Annotated in this window: 12 protein-coding genes; 4 read left to right on the top strand and 8 right to left on the bottom strand. The window is 61.4% G+C overall.

All coding sequences use genetic code 11. The features are described from left to right. The first annotated feature begins 9 nt into the window (after window positions 1-9). Complete coding sequence (locus tag ACR9Y2_RS16020; RefSeq protein ID WP_435042408.1) at window positions 10-948, top strand: ArsR/SmtB family transcription factor; 939 nt, start codon at window positions 10-12, stop codon at window positions 946-948. Here the strand turns inward: ACR9Y2_RS16020 and ACR9Y2_RS16015 are convergent. The 6 genes from ACR9Y2_RS16015 to ACR9Y2_RS15990 form a co-directional block, all read right to left on the bottom strand. Next, window positions 945-2669, bottom strand: coding sequence for a CRTAC1 family protein (locus ACR9Y2_RS16015; protein WP_435042407.1), 1725 nt, complete (start codon window positions 2667-2669; stop codon window positions 945-947). The genes ACR9Y2_RS16020 and ACR9Y2_RS16015 overlap by 4 nt on opposite strands. Beyond that, window positions 2666-3790 carry a tetratricopeptide repeat protein gene (locus tag ACR9Y2_RS16010; RefSeq protein WP_435042406.1) on the bottom strand — a complete coding sequence of 375 codons (1125 nt, stop codon included), beginning with the start codon at window positions 3788-3790 and terminating at the stop codon, window positions 2666-2668. Before ACR9Y2_RS16010 ends, ACR9Y2_RS16015 begins: the two co-directional genes overlap by 4 nt. A 30-nt stretch (window positions 3791-3820) precedes the next feature. Further along, window positions 3821-7309 carry a carboxypeptidase regulatory-like domain-containing protein gene (locus ACR9Y2_RS16005; protein ID WP_435042405.1) on the bottom strand — a complete coding sequence of 1163 codons (3489 nt, stop codon included), beginning with the start codon at window positions 7307-7309 and terminating at the stop codon, window positions 3821-3823. 401 nt (window positions 7310-7710) lie between these two features. Continuing rightward, entirely contained in the window at window positions 7711-10449 is a 2739-nt protein-coding gene (locus tag ACR9Y2_RS16000; RefSeq protein WP_435042404.1) for an ADOP family duplicated permease, read from the bottom strand. A 12-nt stretch (window positions 10450-10461) separates the two neighbouring features. Continuing rightward, a complete protein-coding gene (locus ACR9Y2_RS15995) occupies window positions 10462-10803 on the bottom strand; it encodes a PadR family transcriptional regulator (RefSeq protein WP_435042403.1) in 342 nt (113 codons plus the stop codon). A gap of 69 nt (window positions 10804-10872) precedes the next feature. After that, window positions 10873-11640 carry a sulfite exporter TauE/SafE family protein gene (locus ACR9Y2_RS15990; RefSeq protein ID WP_435042402.1) on the bottom strand — a complete coding sequence of 256 codons (768 nt, stop codon included), beginning with the start codon at window positions 11638-11640 and terminating at the stop codon, window positions 10873-10875. Between the two features lie 82 nt (window positions 11641-11722). Between ACR9Y2_RS15990 and ACR9Y2_RS15985 the strand changes: the two genes are divergently transcribed. Further along, window positions 11723-13000, top strand: a complete 1278-nt coding sequence (locus tag ACR9Y2_RS15985; protein WP_435042401.1) for a Gfo/Idh/MocA family protein — start codon at window positions 11723-11725, stop codon at window positions 12998-13000. 84 nt (window positions 13001-13084) lie between these two features. Here the strand turns inward: ACR9Y2_RS15985 and ACR9Y2_RS15980 are convergent, their stop codons facing one another. After that, window positions 13085-14041 carry a hypothetical protein gene (locus ACR9Y2_RS15980; protein ID WP_435042400.1) on the bottom strand — a complete coding sequence of 319 codons (957 nt, stop codon included), beginning with the start codon at window positions 14039-14041 and terminating at the stop codon, window positions 13085-13087. Between the two features lie 172 nt (window positions 14042-14213). On the opposite strand from ACR9Y2_RS15980, the gene ACR9Y2_RS15975 reads away from it, so the two are divergent. Further along, window positions 14214-15530, top strand: coding sequence for a glycoside hydrolase family 27 protein (locus ACR9Y2_RS15975; RefSeq protein ID WP_435042398.1), 1317 nt, complete (start codon window positions 14214-14216; stop codon window positions 15528-15530). 57 nt (window positions 15531-15587) lie between these two features. After that, window positions 15588-17150, top strand: coding sequence for an alpha-L-fucosidase (locus ACR9Y2_RS15970; protein ID WP_435042397.1), 1563 nt, complete (start codon window positions 15588-15590; stop codon window positions 17148-17150). Between the two features lie 73 nt (window positions 17151-17223). On the opposite strand, the gene ACR9Y2_RS15965 is transcribed toward ACR9Y2_RS15970, so the two are convergent. Further along, window positions 17224-18006, bottom strand: a complete 783-nt coding sequence (locus ACR9Y2_RS15965; protein WP_435042396.1) for a hypothetical protein — start codon at window positions 18004-18006, stop codon at window positions 17224-17226. Window positions 18007-18036: the final 30 nt, after the last annotated feature.

Raw genomic sequence — 18036 nt, 5'->3', positions numbered from 1 at the left:
CATCGCACTATGCCGTCAATGCTGAATACGTTCCGATTGCTGTCCGATCCGGGCCGGGTCCGGCTGGTTCTGCTACTCGCACAGGAGGAGTTGACTGTAGCTGAACTGCAGGAAATCCTTTCTACCGGCCAGAGTACGATTTCCAGCCAGCTCTCTCAACTGCGCCAGGCGGGGCTGGTGGAGGACCGGCGGATCGGCAAAAGTGTGATGTACCGGTTGATGGAACCGCGTTCCGACAGCGGCCGCCGATTGCTGGAAGTCCTTCAGGATGGGGCGGTTGAGGTGGCCGAGGCAGAGCGCGACACGGAAGCGCTGAACCTGACGCTGAACAAGCGGCGCGACCGGATGCGGGCGTACTTCGATGAACTGGCCGGGAAGTTCGGCAAACACTATGTACCGGGGCGGTCGTGGAAGGGGCTCGCCGAGACGCTACTAAAACTGATGCCGCCGATGGTGATTGCCGACCTGGGCGCCGGGGAGGGCACTTTTTCGCAATTACTGGCGCAGCGCGCCGAGCGCGTGATTGCGGTGGACAACTCCGAGAAAATGGTCGAATTCGGCGCCGACCTGGCCGCAAAAAACCGCATCGGAAATCTGGAGTACCGGCGCGGCGATATGGAGAAGCTGCCGATCGAAGACGCCTCGGTCGACCTCGCCTTCTTCAGCCAGTCGCTCCACCACGCCCAGCATCCTGACCGTGCCGTCAAGGAAGCCTTCCGGATTCTGCGCCCCGGGGGCCGCATTGCCGTCCTCGACCTGGTAAAGCACCACTTCGAAGAGGCGCGGGAGCTGTACGCCGATCTTTGGTTGGGCTTCGCTGAAGTCGAATTGGTGGGATTCCTCAAAAAGGCGGGCTTCGGGCGGATCGAATCGACGGTTGTCCACAAAGAGGAGCAGGCCCCGTTTTTCGAAACTCTGCTGGTGGTGGGCGACAAGCCGCGCCCCTAGTTGGCCGGTTCCTTGATCTGGATCAACTTGTCGACTTCTTTGGCGGCGTGCTTCGTGATTTGACCGTTGGGCCAACGAACCGTGATGGCGGCCTGTGTCGATGCTCCCAGGCCGAAATGCAGGCGGAGGTCGTTGTGCGAGGTGAAGCTGGCTTGTGACAGGACGGCCTGGACCTGTTTGCGATCACCATATTCCACAGTGACTTGCGCACCTATCGCAGCGCGGTTGGAGACCGTGCCTTCCAGTTTCACCTTCAACCAGTGATTGGTGGATTTCAGGTCGTTGCGATAGAGCGCCGGGGTTTCGTTGCGATTCCACACGACCACATCCAGATCGCCGTCATTGTCGAAGTCGCCGAAGGCGGCTCCGCGGGAGGAGTGCAGTTCGTCCATCGCGGGTCCGGCCTGGGTGGAGAATAGCTGCTCGAAACGTCCGGCTCCCAGGTTTCTGAACAGCAAGGGCGGCATGCGGGTGGGATAGGCGGGCAGGTCGCGCTCAGTGTCTGGATAGACGTTGCCGGTGACCAGGAAGAGGTCCGGCAGGCCGTCGTTGTCGAGGTCGGGCAGGCCGACGCCCCAGGCGATGAAGCGTGTTTCGACGGCGATTCCAGACGATTGCGTAAGGTCGCGGAATTGTCCTTTACCGAGCCCTTCATAAAGGATGTGGGTATCGTCGGCGAAGTGCGTTTTGAAGATGTCGAGGATGCCATCGGAGTTGAAGTCTCCAATCGCGAGCCCCATGCCGGCCTGCTCCATGCCGTCGTCGTTCAGGGCTATGCCGCGCTCGATGCCTTCTTCCGAGAAAGTTCCGTCATGGTTATTGCGGAAGAAGAGTGAGGGGGTGGAGTCGCAGGCGAGGTAGATGTCGGGCCAACCGTCGCCGTCCAGATCGGCCGAAATAGCGGTGAGGCCGAACGAGGAGCGGGCACTGCCCACACCGGATGACTTACTGACGTCTTCGAATGTCCCGTCTGGTTTCTGGTGGTAGAGGAACTGGCGGCCCGTCTTGAGACCTCTTGGGCCGCACGGGGTGATGACGCCTTTCCAGTTGCAGGAGGCGCTCTGGCCAGGCTTGGGGATCTTTGCCAGATCGAAGTCTATATAGGTTGCGATGAAGAGGTCGAGGCGGCCATCGCGGTCGTAGTCGAGCCAAGTAGCTCCGGCGTACCAATAAGGATAGGCGGGCGCTGGATTAGGGATCAGGCCTGACTTGCGGGCCACGTCGGTGAAGGTGCCGTCGTGGTTGTTGCGGTAGAGCGCGTTCTCGCCCCAATAGGTGACGAACAGGTCCAGGTAGCCGTCATTGTCGTAGTCGGCGACGGCGACGCCTTGGCCCCAGCCGACCCGCCCCAGGCCGGACTTTGCTGTCACGTCAGTGAACGTTCCGTCGTGGTTGTTGTGATAGAGGCGATTGCCGGCTTCGGGAGGAGGGGCTCCGAAACGAGTGCCGCCGACGAAGAAGATGTCGGGGAAGCCGTCGTTGTCGTAGTCGAGGAAGGCCACTCCGCCGGAGGAGGTTTCGGAGACGTATTGGACGTCGCGTTCGGCGCCATAGACCTGGGTGTGGTTCAGACCCGCTTTCGAGGCAATGTTCACGAGAGACGACGGCCAGGGTTTGCCGGAGAGTTTGGGGCGCGGCTGAGGTTTGACGCCACGGGAGGCCATGCCCTGGGGCAGCAGAGGGAGGGCTGAGAGAAGGAAGACAGCGATCAGGAATCTCATTTTTGAGGGGTAGGGGCGGGTTCCTGCTGCATGAGCGAGTCGGACTCGACGCGCTGGCGGGATTTCTCGATGACGGCGGCCTTGAGGCGGCGGACCTCGTCGAACTCCTTTTTCGCTTCCGCGGCGCGGCCGAGCGCCTGATAAGTGCGGCCAAGGAGCAGGCGGATGGCCTCCTGGTCTGGTAGCATGCGGCGGGCTTCTTCCAGTTCCTTCACGGCAACAGGGTAGTTTTTGGCGTTCAGCGCGATGCGGCCCAGTTGATAGTGAGGATCCGGGTAATTGGCGCGCAGGGTGATGGCGCGCTTCAGCATGGTGACGCCCTCGGGTGAGCGGCCATTGCGGTCGTAGAGGACGCCCAACTGGTAAGTGGATTCGGAGTCGGAGGGATTGAGCTTGAGTGCGCGTTCAAAGAGCGAGATCGCCTCGTCGTCTTTGCGGGCGAGGAGGTTCAGGCGGCCGAGGGCGGCGAGGGCTGGCGCCATATTGGGGTTGGCGGCGACGACGGCCTCAAAGAGGACGCGGGCTTCGTCGTAGCGGCCGCGGCGGTATTCGATGAGTCCTTCGATGAGCTTGGCCTGGGTGGGGTCGCCTTCAGAGCGGGCGAGGAGTTCGGCGGCGCGATCGGCATTGCCGGCGCGGCTTTGCGCGTAGGCGAGCGCATACAGGATGCTGCGGTCCTTGTCGTTCTCCTTATAGGAGATCTCGAGTTCCGAGAGGGCTTCCGACAGTTCGCCGGTCTCGACGAGGCAGAGACCGAGAAGCTGGTGGGCGCGGGCTTCGCGGGGGTAGGACTTAAGGAAGGTACGCAGGTGGCTGGCGGCTTTGCCGTATTGCTGGATCCGTCCCAGGGAGACAGCGATATTGAAGTGGATGGGAACGAGGGAGGGGTTCGCCTTGAGGGCCTGTTCATAGAGGGCAACGGCCTCAGTGAACTGTTCACGGCGGGCGTGAACGGCGGCCAGGTTGGAGAGGGCTTCGGCTGAATTCGGATTGGACTTCAGGTATTCGCGGAAGAGTTGTTCGGCGCGGGCCAGATCACCGGCCTGAAACGCCTGCCGGCCGCTGTCCAGCATTTGTTGCGGGACAGCGGCCAGCAGTAGTGTTAACCAGACACTGAGCATTAGATCGCCCAGTATATCCTCTCCATTCGCTTAGAAGTAGAACTTCGCAGCGAGCTGGATGCGGCGGGGGTCGTTGGTTCCGGTGATGGCACCGAAGCCGAAGCGATCCGTACCGCCGAGCGCTGTCGGCAGATTGCGAACCTTCCCGGTGGCGGGATTGAACGCGGCGCTTCTGTTGTAATCGCTGAACTGCGGATGGTTCGGAGCATTGAACATTTCGCAGCGCAGTTGGAGGCGCATCTGTTCATGGATGGGGATGTTCTTAAAGATGGAGACATCCCAATTGGTCCAAGTCGGCTGACGGACGGGGTAGCGATTGGAGTCAAAGCCCGCGCTGCCCTTAACGATGGGCATGGCGAGGACGGATGCGTCAACGTACTGGTAGAGGCTCTTCGGGTAGGAAGGCCGGCCCGTGTAGCGAACGCGCGGAGCGACATCAGGCGAGCCGGTGTAGCGCTCGTTGAGATTGCCCGTGTTATCGATGGAGAAGCTGATGTTGGCCGGCGCGCCGGTCTGCATGGTGGTGATGCCAGAGATCTGCCATTCGTTGGTGAAGAACTTGGCGAACTTGGCCGCGCCACTGGTGCCCTTGACGAACTTGGGCAGGTTGTAGACATAGTTCAACACGAAGACCTGGGTGCGATCGTTGTTCAGGACATCGTAGTCGGCCGCACGCAAGTTGAAGGGCACGTTGGTGGTGTAATCGTCGTTCGTCGTGCCCATGGCCTTCGACCAGGTGTAAGCCACACCAAAGGTGAAGTCGTTGCCGAGACGGCGGTTGGCCGACATCTGCAGCGCATGGTAGTTCGAGTTGGCACCGAATCCGTAAGCGGTGGCGTTGGTATAGCCCTGGTACGGCCGGTAGAAGTTTGCCGCCTTGCTGGTGGAACCATCATAGAGCGGGGTCTTCTCGGGATCCTGATTCTGCGGCAGCCAGGCGGCACCCAGCGGGATGGCGTTCTGGTTCAACCGGTAGAGCAGGTGGTTGGACGAGGAACCCACATAGGCGACGTCGAAGAGGATGCTCATCGGCAGTTCGCGCTGGATGGTGAAGTTCCAGTTATAGGTTGTGGGGATGTTGCCCTTTTTGTCGAAGCCATTGACGCCGCCAGGGAAGAAGACGCCGGCGGAGGCAGGCGGGATCGACGCGAGGTTGCCGTAGTAGAACCGCGGCGTGGCGATGGACGGCGGATTGACGAGCATGTCGAAGATGGGATTGCCCTGGAGGCGGTCGTAGAAGACACCGCCGCCGGCGCGAATCACAGTCTTATTGGCGACACGGTAGGCGACGCCGACGCGTGGGGCATACTGCAGACCGCTGCCATCAAGGAGGCCCTTCGGATAGTTCTGGCCCGCCAGGCCCATGCCGTTGGCATAGACGCCGTTGACGAAGCCCTTACCTGTGTTCACGAGGGAGCCGATGAGGGCGGCCGGGCCGGTTTCGCCAGTTAGCGGATTGACGGAAACGCGGACACCGTTCGACTGTCCGGCAATGCGGAGCACGCCGGCGGAAGCCGGATCGAACATCGTCTTGTTCCAGGACGAGGTCTGGAGAGCGGCGTCATATTGCGGCTGGATGTAATAGAAGCGTATGCCGTATTCGAGCGTGAGCTTCGAGTTGATCTTCCAGTTGTCCTGCAGGTACCACTCCACATTGATGGAGCGATACTGACCATTCAGGACTTTGTTGGATTGCTGCAGGTAGTTGTAGTTGCCCAACAGAGCATTCGACCAGGACCAGTTGGTGTCACCGGGATTGTTCGTATCACGGTTGAAGTTGACGTAGCCGTTGATGGAGTTGGTGGACGTCTGATCCTTGGCGCTCTTGTTGATGTAGATGCCGGTCTTAAACGTGTGCGAGTTCCATACCTTGGCGACGCTGTCGGTGATGTCGTAGGTGTGGTTATAGTTCGAGAACGGGGTGCCGGTGAAGTTGACGCTCGGAGAATTCGGAACGTCCCATTGCCAGTTCTGAACGAGGTTCAGCTTGTCGGCGTCGGGATACGGCATCTTGTACGAGAGGTTCAGCTTGCCGCGATCGAAAGCGTTGTCCAGCGGGAAGATGTGCAGGACGTTTTTGGACGACCCGAACAGGAACTCGTTGGTGAGAGTCGGATTGATGATCGTGGTGACGTTGGACACGAACGACCAGCCAGGTGCGCCGAAGCTCATCGGGCCGAACGGGATGTTGTACTGCGCGTTCCACTGGCCGTAGGCCATGCTGGTTTCATCCTTGTTGTTGATGTAGCGCGCATAAACCTTCCACTTGTCGCTGATGTTGTAGTCGCCGCGATAGATGTCTTCGCGCCGGGGGTACTTATTGGAAGCCTGCGACTGGTAGTTGAAGCCGTTATTGACACCAAGAGCGTTGGGGGCGGGATACCAGTTCAGGATCTTCACGCCGTCGGCGTTGAGACGGCTTTGTGGGATCTTGTTGCCAGGGAACTGGGCCTTGCCATTTGCCGGATCGAGGATGGTGAGGGCAGCGCCGCCCGCATCGTGCGACTGAGAGAAGTCGCCAGTGCGTTCGAGCGCCGTGGGCACCGTGACGTTGGACAGGTTGTTCGGCACCAACTGGTTCTGCCACTCGATACCGACGAAGAAGAAGAACTTCTCCTTGTCCTTATTGAATTTGCCGGGGATGTAAGCCGGGCCGCCGACGTTGAAGCCGGCGTAGTTGTAGCGGTAGAAAGGCCGGGCGCGACCGTCGATATTGTTGCGCCAGGTGTTGGCATTCAGGCTTTCGTGGCGATGGAAGCCGTAGCCGGTGCCGTGGAACTGCTGGGTGCCGCCCTTGGTGACGACCTGGATCTGCGCGCCGGAAGCGCGGCCGAACTCAGCACCCTGTGAATTGGTGATGATCTTCATGTCGGCAATCATGTCCATGTTGGTGGACGCGAGCGTGCCGCCGTTCGAACCGGTGTCCATGTTGGTGACGCCGTCGAGCGTGAAGTTGTTCTGGTTGTTGCGATTGCCGTTGGCAGCGATGCCGCCGACGCCGCCGGTGTAGACGACACCGGGAATCGTCTTAGCGAGATCGAAGAGGTTGCGGCTGGTGAGAGCCAGATCGACAACCTGCTTATTGGTGAGAACACCGGCGCGTTCCGCGGAGGTGGCCTGAACCTGGGCCGCGTCGCCTTCGACAGTGACGGTTTCAGTCAGTGCGCCGACGCTGAGTGACAGGTCGCCGAGGCTGAGACGGTCGCTGGCGTACAGGATGACGTTCTTTTGTTCGAACTTCTTGAACCCAGTGGACTCAATGCTGAGGTTGTAGGTTCCAGGCTGTGTGTTGGCGAAGACGAAGACGCCTTCGTTGTTGGTACTGACCTCACGGGTTGTACCTTGCTGCGCGCTCACGATTGTGACTTTCGCACCGACGACGGCCGCCTGCTGTGCGTCTTTCACCGTGCCGCTGATAGTGCCGGTAATCTGCTGCGCCCACCCGGTCATACAAAGAAAGGGAAGAAGCGCGAGGATCGGCACGAACTGACGACGGATGACTACTCGGGAGAGCATCATACGCTGTGACCCCCTTGGACCATTAATCTGTCCTGCGCAAAGAGCCTACGGCCCAATACGCTAGGCTGGGGCTGATACTAACGTAATAATAGTAACCTGTCAATGAATCGTTTTATGTTGCCGTTCAAAACGTAACTAGATAGGTATCACAGGCGTCGTCTACCCCTTTCGAGGTAGAGGTCACTCCCCAGTTCAGGTAAACTACGTGGTTCTATGAGGTTAGGACTCCTTCATGCGCTCTGGGCGAGGGCGATTTGAGATATCAGAATATGTGAATCGAGTGCCGCATTCCGATTCATTCGTTAGCGTTCACGTGATCATAGTGAACAAAACAGTATCGGTACATCCGGATTGTAAACGGCGTGTGTAGCGGGGATTACATGCCTTGGGGTCCAGTTCCGCTACTCGTACTTGAGGGCGGCGACCGGATTGACTTTCGCGGCGCGGCGGGCGGGCAGCAGACCGGCAGCAAATACGGTGAGGGCGAGTACGGCCGCGGCGGCGGCGAGGGCTGCAGGATCTGTCGCTTTCACCTGGTAGAGGCTGGCTTCGATAAGCCGGGCGGAAGCAAGGGAAAGCGCCAAGCCGGCAAGAATGCCGAGGGCAGCAAGGAACGCGGCTTGGCGCAGGACCAGCCAGATCACATCCGCGGGCCGGGCTCCGAGGGCGACGCGCACTCCGATTTCGGCGGTGCGGCGAGTGGTTGAGTGGGCGATGATGCCGTAAATCCCGATGCTGGCGAGCAGGAGGGCCATGAGGCCAAAGGCCGTGCAGGCGCGGGCGAGCACGCGCTGCAGGGCGAAGCGTTCATCCACCTGTTCGCTTTGAGTCCGGAATTGATAGGGCGGCAAGTTGGCGTCGAGAGCCTGAACGGCCTGGTGTACGAGTGGCAACACATCGCGAGCGGGCACGGCGGTGCGGAGTTCAAACTGGAGCCGCCCCACGTCCCAGGGGCCCTGCAGGTAAGGGACGTAGAGCGTAGGTTCGACTGGCTGGCTGAGCTCGTGCGAGCGGGTGTCGCGGGCGACTCCGACTACTGTCACCTCCTTGCCCCGCCACTTACCGGTCCATTGAAAGCTACGGCCGAGGGGGGAACCGGAGGGCGCAACGAGGCGGGCGGCGGTCTCGCTCAGGACGGCGACAGAGGGGGCGGCAGCGGTGTCGGATTCGAGAATTCCGCGTCCGGATGGCAGTGGTATGCCCATGGTCTCGAAGAAGTCTGGTGTGACGCGCAGGTAGCGCATGCTAATGGGCTGGCTGCCGGCCGCGGATTCGCCGTTCATCGCAATCATCGAACTGGAGTACCAGCCGCTCATGAGGGTCTCATTGGAGGCGGAGACGGACCGCACGCCGGGGATGACGCGCAAGCGGGCGCGAAGGGCCTCATAGAAGTTCACAAGTTGTTGATCCCGCATGCCGTTGCGGGTGGGATCGACGGCGAAGATCAGGACATTTTCCTTATTGAAGCCCAACTGGACGGAGTAGAGGTTCTGGAGGGTACGGAGGAATAGGGCGGCCCCGGCCAGGAGGACGAGAGACAGGGCCACCTGGGTGACGATGACGGCCCGGCTGAGGAAGGCGGTGCGGGCCATCCGATGCAGTTCCGGCGCCAGGCTGGTACGGGTGGCGCGAAAGGCAGGCGCGAGTCCGAACAGGAACACGGTAAGCAGGGACAGGGTGAGGCTGAAGAGCAGGACGCGCAGGTCCGGCTGGATCTGGAGGCGAAGGGCAACGTCCCGTTCGAAGAGGGCTGCCACGAGGACCTGCGTGCCCCACTGAGCCAATAGGACTCCAAGGGAAGCGGCCAACGCACCGAGCAGGAGGCTTTCGGTGAGGAACTGCCGGAACAGGCGGGCCCGGGCGGCGCCGAGGGCGAGGCGGACATTGATTTCGCGGCGGCGACTCTCGGAGCGTGCGAGCAACAGGCTGGCGAGATTTGCGCAGGCGATGAGCAAAACCAAGGCGACAACAACCTGGAGCATCAGCAGCGGCCGTTCGAACTTCGTTCGGAGGGAATCGATACCCTGGGCGCCAGCAAGGGCGATGATGCGGAAATCGTCTCGGACGGGGTCTTTCGAGAAGCCCTGTTCGAGGATGAACTGGCGCCACAGGCTGGTTGCTTCGGAGGCTGTGGACTGGCGGGAGGCACCGGGCCGGGTGCGCGCCATGATGTTGAGCCAAAGGAAATCGGGGGCCTGGAAAATGCTCCGGCTGGAGTGCGGCGTATAGGGTGCCAGCAGGGGCTGGGCCTGCAGGGGGACATAGACGTCGGGCGCGGATATGAAGCCGCCGACGGAGACTCCGTAGAAGCCAGGCGGGGTGACTCCGACGATGGTGAAGCCGACCGCATTGATGCCGAGGGTGCGGCCGATGACGGCGGGGTCGGAGGCCAGGGCGGTTTGCCAGAAACGATGGCTGACGACTGCGGCGCGAGGTGCTCCGGGGCGGTCGTCGGCCTCAACCAGCAGGCGGCCCAAGCCGGGATGAACACCGAGCACCTGGAAGTAGTTGCCAGAGACCATATGGCCGGAGCCCATGGAGGCACGGCCCTGCACTACGGTGTGAATGTCGAACAGGCTGGCGAAGGCGAAAACGGAAGCGGAGGTGAGTTGCGCCTGAAGTTCCTGGAAAGCGAGATAGGGGAAGACGCTGCTGGTGCGGAGCCCGCTCTCTTTGTCGAGGCCGCCCATGGATCCGGTGCGAGACCAGCGGAGGTCTTTTTCGATCTTCGTCGCATTGCGAAGGATTACCAGTTGGGATGGCTCCGGCACGGGGAGCGTCTTGAGGAGAATGGCGTCGATGACGGTGAAGATCGAGGTATTCGCCCCAATTCCCAAGGCGAGTGAGAGGACTGCCACCGCGGTGAAACCGGGGCTGTTGCGGAGTAGGCGGGCTGCATAGCGGGTGTCCTGCCAGACGGATTCGAGGCGTGGGAAGGTCCACTGGTCGCGCAGGTTCTCGCGGAGTGATGCGGGGTTGCCGAAGCGGCGCAGCGCGGCGTGTTCCGGGTCGGGATCGCCGGCTTCGCGGAGGCTGTCGGCGCGGCGCTGGAGATGATAGGCAACTTCTTCCTCCAGATCGCGTTCCAGGTGGCGGCGGTGGAGGGCGGCTTGGATGCGCAGGCGCAGTTGAGAGAACACGGCAAGGATCCTCTAGGTGGACAGCAGAATGCGCTGGACAGCGCCGGTGAGACGGTTGAAGGACTCTGTCGAATCGGCGAGAGCCTGGCGGCCGGCGGGCGTGAGGTCGTAGTATTTGGCGCGGCGTTTGTTCTCGGAGACACCCCAGTCCGACGCGAGCCAGCCTTTGAGTTCCAGGCGGTGGAGGGCCGGGTAAAGAGCGCCTTCTTCCACGCGGAGAATGCTCTCGGAGGTCTGCTGAATCCACTCAACGATGGCGTAACCGTGCCTGGGGCCGCGGGTGAGGGTCTTGAGGATGAGGAGGTCGAGGGTGCCCTGGAGCAGCTCGCCCTGTTTGTCAGTTTTGTCTCCCATAAATCTCTTATGGGAGCATGACAGAGCAGGCGGCTGGCGGCAAGAGGGTTGCGTGTAAACTTGCGACTGCTAGCGTTTGACGAGCAGAGAGATGGCCATGGCGAAGCCGATGGTGACGACGGCGCGGCGGACGAAGGTGCGGCCCAGTCGGCGGGCGAGACCGGCTCCGCCATAGCCGCCGACAATGGCTGCGACGGCCATGACAGCGACGTCGGGCCAGTAGACCATGCGCATGACGACGAAATAGAGGGCAGCGACGCCATTGATGCACATGCCGAAGAAGTTCTTCAGTCCATTCATCTGGTGGATGTCGTGCAGGCCCATGATGCTGAGTGCGGCGAGCATGAGGATGCCGATGCCGGCGCCGAAGTAGCCGCCGTAGAGGGCGACGAAGAACTGAAAGACCATGGCCCCGGTAAGCCAGCGGGCGGTTTTGTGGGTCTCGGAGGCCTGGTGCAGGCCGAGCCAGCGCTGGATGGACTCCTGCACCATGAACAGGATGGTGGCGAAGAGGATGAGGTAAGGGACGAGGGCGGCGAAGATGGCGGGGGGCGTGAAGCGCAGCAGCCAGGCGCCCAGGATGCCGCCGACGATGCTGGGCAGGACGAGCAGCAGCAGGCGACGCTCGCTGTGGCGGATGTTCTCGCGGTAGCCCCACATGCTGCCCAGGGCTCCGGGCCAGATGGCGACGGTGCTGGTGGCATTGGCGGTGACCGGCGAGAGTCCGACCCAGACCAGGGTGGGGAACGTGAGGAGGGTCCCACCGCCGGCCACGGAGTTGATCATGCCGGCGACAAACGCGGCGGCGAAGACAGAGGCGCCATGCCAGAGAGTCATGAGGAAGTCTTACCATCTTGCCACGCGCGGCCAGTGGCAAAGGCGTGGTGTGAAAGAATAATACCGGACACGACTTACTGCCATGACAATAGACAGACGAACCTTCCTTTCCTCGGCCGCCCTGACGGCGGCGAGCTATCAGCGGGTGATGGGCGCCAACGACAGGATCCGGGTGGGGCTGATCGGATCAGGCGGGCAAGGCCGCGCGGACTGGAAGCTGTTCCTGAAGAATCCGGAGGTTGTGCCTGTTGCGGTTTGCGACGTGTACGAACCGAACCTGAAGCTGGGACTGGCCCTGGCGGAACAGGCCGGGACGGCGGGCGGCCCGGTGGCTTCGTACAAGGATTTCCGGCAGGTGATCGAGAGGAAAGACATCGACGCCGTGATCGTGGGTACGCCGGACCACTGGCATGCCATTCCGACGATCGCAGCTTGCCAGGCCGGGAAAGACGTGTACTGTGAGAAGCCGTTGTCGCTGACGATCAGGGAAGGGCGGGCGATGGTGGACGCGGCCCGGAAGCACAACCGGGTGGTGCAGACGGGCAGCCAGCAGAGGTCGGGTCCGCACTATGCGCAGGCGGTAGAGATGATTCGCAGCGGCAAGCTGGGGAAAATTGCGCAGGTGCAGGCGAGCCTGATCCGGAATGCGATGCCGGGCTGGGGCACAGCGGTGGACGAGAAGCCGCCGGCCGATCTCGATTGGGAGATGTGGCTGGGACCGGCGCCGGCAAGGGCCTACAACAAGATGCGCTGCCTGTATCATTTCCGCTGGTGGTGGGACTACTCCGGCGGGCAGATGACGAATTTCGGCGCGCATGATATCGACATTGTGCGGTGGGCGATGAATGCGGATGCTCCGCAGGCCGTGGCGGCCTTTGGCGGGCGGTATTGCCTGACGGGGGCAGGTGAGACTCCGGACGTGCAGGAGGTGCTGTATCAGTTCCCGGACTGGGTGCTGACGTGGACGACCTGCGAGATGAATAGCGCGCGGAAGTCGGGGATCACGGTACACGGCACGAATGGGACGATGCGGCTGACGCGCGGCGGCATTGAGATCAACGGTGAGAAGTGGGGCGGTCTGGACGCGAAGCAGCCGGGCGTCGAACAGCAGAAGTATCCGGGAACGGAGCAGCACTCGGTGCACGTGCGGAACTTTCTGGACTGCGTGAAGAGCCGGAAGAAGCCGAATGCGGATGTGGAGGATGGGTACAAGACGGCGGTGATGTGCCATCTGGGGAACATCTCGATGCGGCTGGGGCGATCGCTGAAGTGGGATGCGGCGAAGGAGCAGATTACCGGCGATGCCGATGCGAACCGCTGGCTGACGAAGGAGTATCGAAAGCCCTGGAAGCTGGGCTAGACTCCGCGCGCGTAGTGAATAGAAAAGGGGACGGCCTCGCTGAGCGAGATCGTCCCCTTTTTGCTGGTCACGGACGGAGAGGAGTTATTGCGGCCGTTGTTGAAGAGCGGGTGCTTTCGGCGACGCAGGTCCATCGCTGGACGCCATCTCGGACTTCCGGTATTTCGGCTCGCTGAGGTAGCCCTTGATCTGATCCTTGGAGACCTGATTGATCACGAGTTCCACGGGGTGAATGTGATCGGGCAGGCTGATCATAACGGGCTCGTACATGTTGATGTTCTTCTTCTGCAACTGGCGATCGTCGACCAGCATGGTGAGGTCGAATGAGTTCTTCTTGTTGTTGGCCTTGCGCAGCGACAGGCTGAGCGGGCCCACCTTCTGGAAGGTCTTGGCCTTGGAGATCTGGAACTCGTAGTAGTTGCGCTGGCCACGCTTCTGAAGGTCCACCACTTCGTCGTGATTCCGGGCGATAGTGTTGCCGAGGTCGTCACGCGTGGCATTCAGGCGTCCCTCGAGGTCTTCACGGGTCTTGCCTAAGTCTGAACGGGTGCCGGCGATATCGGTACGGGCGCCTTCGATCTGGAGCTTGGCGTTCTCGAGTTCGCGCTGCTGGTCGGTCAGGCGGGCCTGGAGTTGATCGACGCGTGGGTCGTTGGCGATGACAGGCTTCGGCGGGCCAGTGCGAACGGCGGTGCGCCTGCGAACTTTCGGGGCGGCCGGTGCAGCAGGGGCGCCGGCATCGGGTTCAGCCGGTTTCGGCTGGGCGGCCTGCTCGACGGTCTTCACTTTATTGTTAAGAGCGTAAATGCGGTCCGCCATGGACTGCATCTGGCCCTGGATGGTGCTGACATTTGCGCTCAGTTCCTGGTTGCCCTTCACTAACTGAGCGGTATGGTCGCGCTCGTTTGTGAGAGCGAGCGTGCTCCATACAGTAGTCCCGAGAAGGACCGCGATGGCAGCGGGCATGACCCATTGCCGCCATTCGGGTTGTTTCCCGGGCTTCTGGTCGTTGATCTCGTATTTAGTTTCTTTCGAGTCCATGGGCTATGCGTCCTTGGCCTAATCAGGCGGCAATTCCAGGTCCAAACGTAACTCCATGAAAATGTTACGTGAAGGGGGTGTTAACAGGACCGCGAAAGCCGGTCGTTCTTTCCAGTGCCGGTAAAAAAGTCCAAAGAGTGCGGCGAATCACCGATGGCGTTATGCTCGATGCATGTCAGCGATCAAACTACTGGTACTGCCTTGTGTTGCGGCTCTTCTGCATGCCCAGGCGCCGACGCCTCCCATGGGTTGGAACAGTTGGGACTGCTACGGCACCACGGTGACGGAAGACGAAGTGAAAGCCAATGCGGAGTACATGGCGAAGCATCTGGCGGCGCATGGCTGGAAATACATCGTCGTGGATATCCAGTGGTCGGACGCGCAGGCGAAGGCGCACGGCTACCGCGCGAATGCCGAGTTGAACATGGACGGCTTTGGGCGCTTGCTGCCGGCCGAGAACCGATTCCCTTCCTCGGGCGGCGGAGAGGGCTTCAAGCCCCTGGCGGATGCGGTGCACAAGCTCGGACTGAAGTTTGGCATACACATCATGCGCGGGATTCCGCGGCAGGCCGTACGCGGCAATACACCCATCCAGGGTACGCGCTGGAAAGCGGAGGACGTAGCGGACAAGAGTTCCATTTGCCAATGGAACACGGACATGTACGGAGTGGACGTCACGAAGGAAGGCGGGCAGGAGTATTACGACTCGATCGTGAAACTCTATGCCGGATGGGGCGTCGATTTCATCAAAGCCGACGACATGGCCCGGCCGCTGCATGCGGGCGAGATTGAAGCGCTGGACAAGGCGATCAGGAAGAGTGGGCGTCCGATGGTGCTGAGCCTTTCGCCCGGCCCGGCGGATGTGAAACAGGCGGCTTTCTACGCGGCGCATGCCCAGATGTGGCGGGTGTCGGATGATTTCTGGGACCGCTGGGTGGACCTGAAGAAGAACTTCGATCTCATGGCTCCCTGGAGTGGTCACAGCCGGGAGAATTCCTGGCCGGACGGTGACATGCTGCCGCTGGGGCGGATCGGGATTCGAGCGGAGCGCGGGGACGACCGGCGCTCGAGGTTCACACCCGTTGAGCAGCAGACGCTGATGAGCCTGTGGGCGATCGCGCGGTCGCCGATGATGTTCGGCGGGGACCTGCCCAGCAATGATCCAGCCACGCTGGCATTGATCACCAACGACGAGGTGCTGGCCGTGAACCAGAAGGGGTCCAAGCCGCGCGAGTTGTTCCGCAAGGGGGAGGCGATCGCCTGGGTATCGGATGCCGCGGACGGAAAGTCGAAGTATCTGGCGGTGTTCCATTCGGGGGAGGGCCCCACGGTCGACGTGCGCGTGGATTGGACCGAGATCGGACTCAGCGGGACGTGTGTGGTGAGGGATTTGTGGAAGAAGGCGGATACTGGCCGGGTGAGCGAGGGGCAGACCTTTTCACTGTCTCCACATGCGTCCGGGTTGTACCGGATCACGCCTGTGAAGTGAGTTTCCATTAGCGTTGCAGTTAACGATGAAGTAGAATGGCTGCCGAGGTGATAAACCATGGCACTCAGCAGACGCGACGCGCTTGGAATATTGGCCGCGGCACCAGGACTGCGGCTGGCACAGGCTCAAGGCCAGGACGCAAAACCAGAGATCCCGAAGGGCGAATTCGCCGGCACGAGTGAATCGTTGCGCCCGGTGGCGGCGCCGGATTGGTTCAGGGACGCCAAGTTCGGCATCTGGGCGCACTGGGGTCCGCAATCACAAACGGAAGCGGGCGACTGGTACGCGAAGCGGATGTACGAGGAGGGCTCCAAGCAGTATCAGTTCCATGTGAAGACCTATGGGCATCCTTCGAAGTTCGGCTTCAAGGACATCATTCCGACGTGGAAGGCTGAGCAGTTCGATGCCGAGCACCTGATGGACCTGTACCAGAAGGCCGGTGCGAAGTACTTCGTCTCGATGGGCGTCCATCACGACAACTTTGACCTATGGAATTCGAAGTTCAACCGCTGGAACTCAGTGAACATGGGCCCGAAGAAAGACGTCGTGGGCATGTTCCAGAAAGCGGCCCAGAAGCGCGGCCTGAAGTTTGGCGTGAGCGAGCACCTGGCGGTGAGCTACCACTGGTACCAGACGAGCCACCTGAGCGATAAGGCGGGTCCGCAGAAAGGCGTGCCGTATGACGGCGCGGATCCGAAGTTCTGGGACTACTACCACGAGGGGCACGAGGTGCCGGTGCGGCCGGGCAGTACGCGGACTGACGACTGGAGCCCGGTGAACGTGCCGGTGAAATGGAAGCAGCACTACTTCAACCGGATCAAGGACCTGGTGGACAACTATCATCCGGACCTGCTGTACACCGACGGTCCGATCTTCTTCCAGGAGTGGGGGCTGAGCCTGATCGCGCATTTGTACAACGAGAGCGCGAAAAAGAACAAGGGCAAGGTGGGCGCGGTCTATTGCAGCAAGCTGAACCGCGAGATCAACGGGGTGCTCGCGGGCATCCTCGATGTGGAGCGCGGCCTGTTGGACAAGATCGCGGACCAGCCGTGGCAAACCGACACCTGCATCGGCGGGTGGCACTACAACCGGGAGATCAAGTACAAGTCGGCCAAAACCGTCGTGGACCTGCTGGTCGACATCGTGAGCAGGAACGGCAACCTGCTGTTGAACTTCCCGCTACCTGGCAATGGCATGCTGGACAGCGAAGAACTGAAGACTCTGGACGGCATCACGAAATGGATGGCCGTGAATCACGAGGGCATTTACGGCACGCGGCCGTGGAAGATCTTCGGGGATGGTCCGGGGACGGGCGCATCGGCCCAGGGCGGCGGGAACTTCAATGAGCGGAACCGCAAGGATTTGGGTCCGCAGGACGCACGATTCATCAGCAAGGGGTCCACGCTCTACGCCTTCGTGATGGGTGTGCCGGACAAGGAAGCACTCATCCCGGCGCTGGCGCCCGGGGGGGCAAACAATGTCGGCAAGATCCGAAATGTCGAACTGGTTGGCTTTAAGGGGAAAGTGAAGTTCACACAGGAAGCCGCGGGGCTGAAGGTGGAACTGCCGGAAGCCAAGCCGTGCGAGCACGCACTGGCGTTCAAGATTGTGGGCGCGTAGGCGGGGTTCGATTTGACTGTATTGACCCGGCGGAGGCGGTTGCCCCCGCCGGGGAGGAGAGGCCGCAGCTTTGTCAGCGGGCGGCTTCGAGCATCGCGCGGATGGCGGCGTCAGGGAGCCCCGCCTTCTTCAACGCGATGAGGTCGTCGGTATCCAGGCGGTAGTCGCCGCGGGAGGCACGAATCTTGGCGACGATGAGGTCGTCGGAGAGCCCGGCCTTTTTCAACTCCAGGACGTTGTGGTTGGTCAGCGCGGAGCCGGCCGGTGCGGATTGCGCCGGGACCGGGGCGGCCTTTGCCAGCAGCGTCGCAGGCAGGTTGAAGCGGAAATCGCCGTTGACGTACGCCGTGATCTCTGTGCCTTTCGGGATGGTCACATCCTTGCCCTTCACGAAGAGGAAGAGGGGCGCGGCTGGGAAGAATACGATAGAGGTGGCGACGACGGCGCCGGTCATCTTGCCGGTGTTGCCTCCACCCTGCGCCTGCTTGATTGAACGCAGGGCGGCTTTTTCCCCATTCATCAGCCGTACGTGATCGATGTTCACATCCAGCTTGCCGCCGCGGCCCATGTTGCGCTTGGCGGTGGCCAGGGTTACCGTCGCCAGCGCCACAGCGCCTTTCTGAACGACGACCGTATCTCCGACTCGCACCTCTTCCAGCACTTCAAAATCCACCGTCTCACCTTCCTTGGCATCAGCGGAAGAGAGGTTTCGGGAGAGGCGGAGCCTGACAGGAGTGCCGTCCTGCAAAACGGCTTCGGCCACTTGGGCGACGAGCCCTTGACTGAGTGAAAGCAGCGAGAGCGACAGGGCTAGAACGGACGCGAAGCCTCTGCGCCGGCAGACTGGCGTGAACATGAGCGGATTACCTCCAAGGCGATTGGCGCA

The organism is Paludibaculum fermentans (genome assembly GCF_051172195.1).
GTDB classification, from domain to species: Bacteria; Acidobacteriota; Terriglobia; order Bryobacterales; family Bryobacteraceae; genus Paludibaculum; species Paludibaculum fermentans_A.
This window is presented reverse-complemented; position numbering and strand designations above follow the sequence as displayed.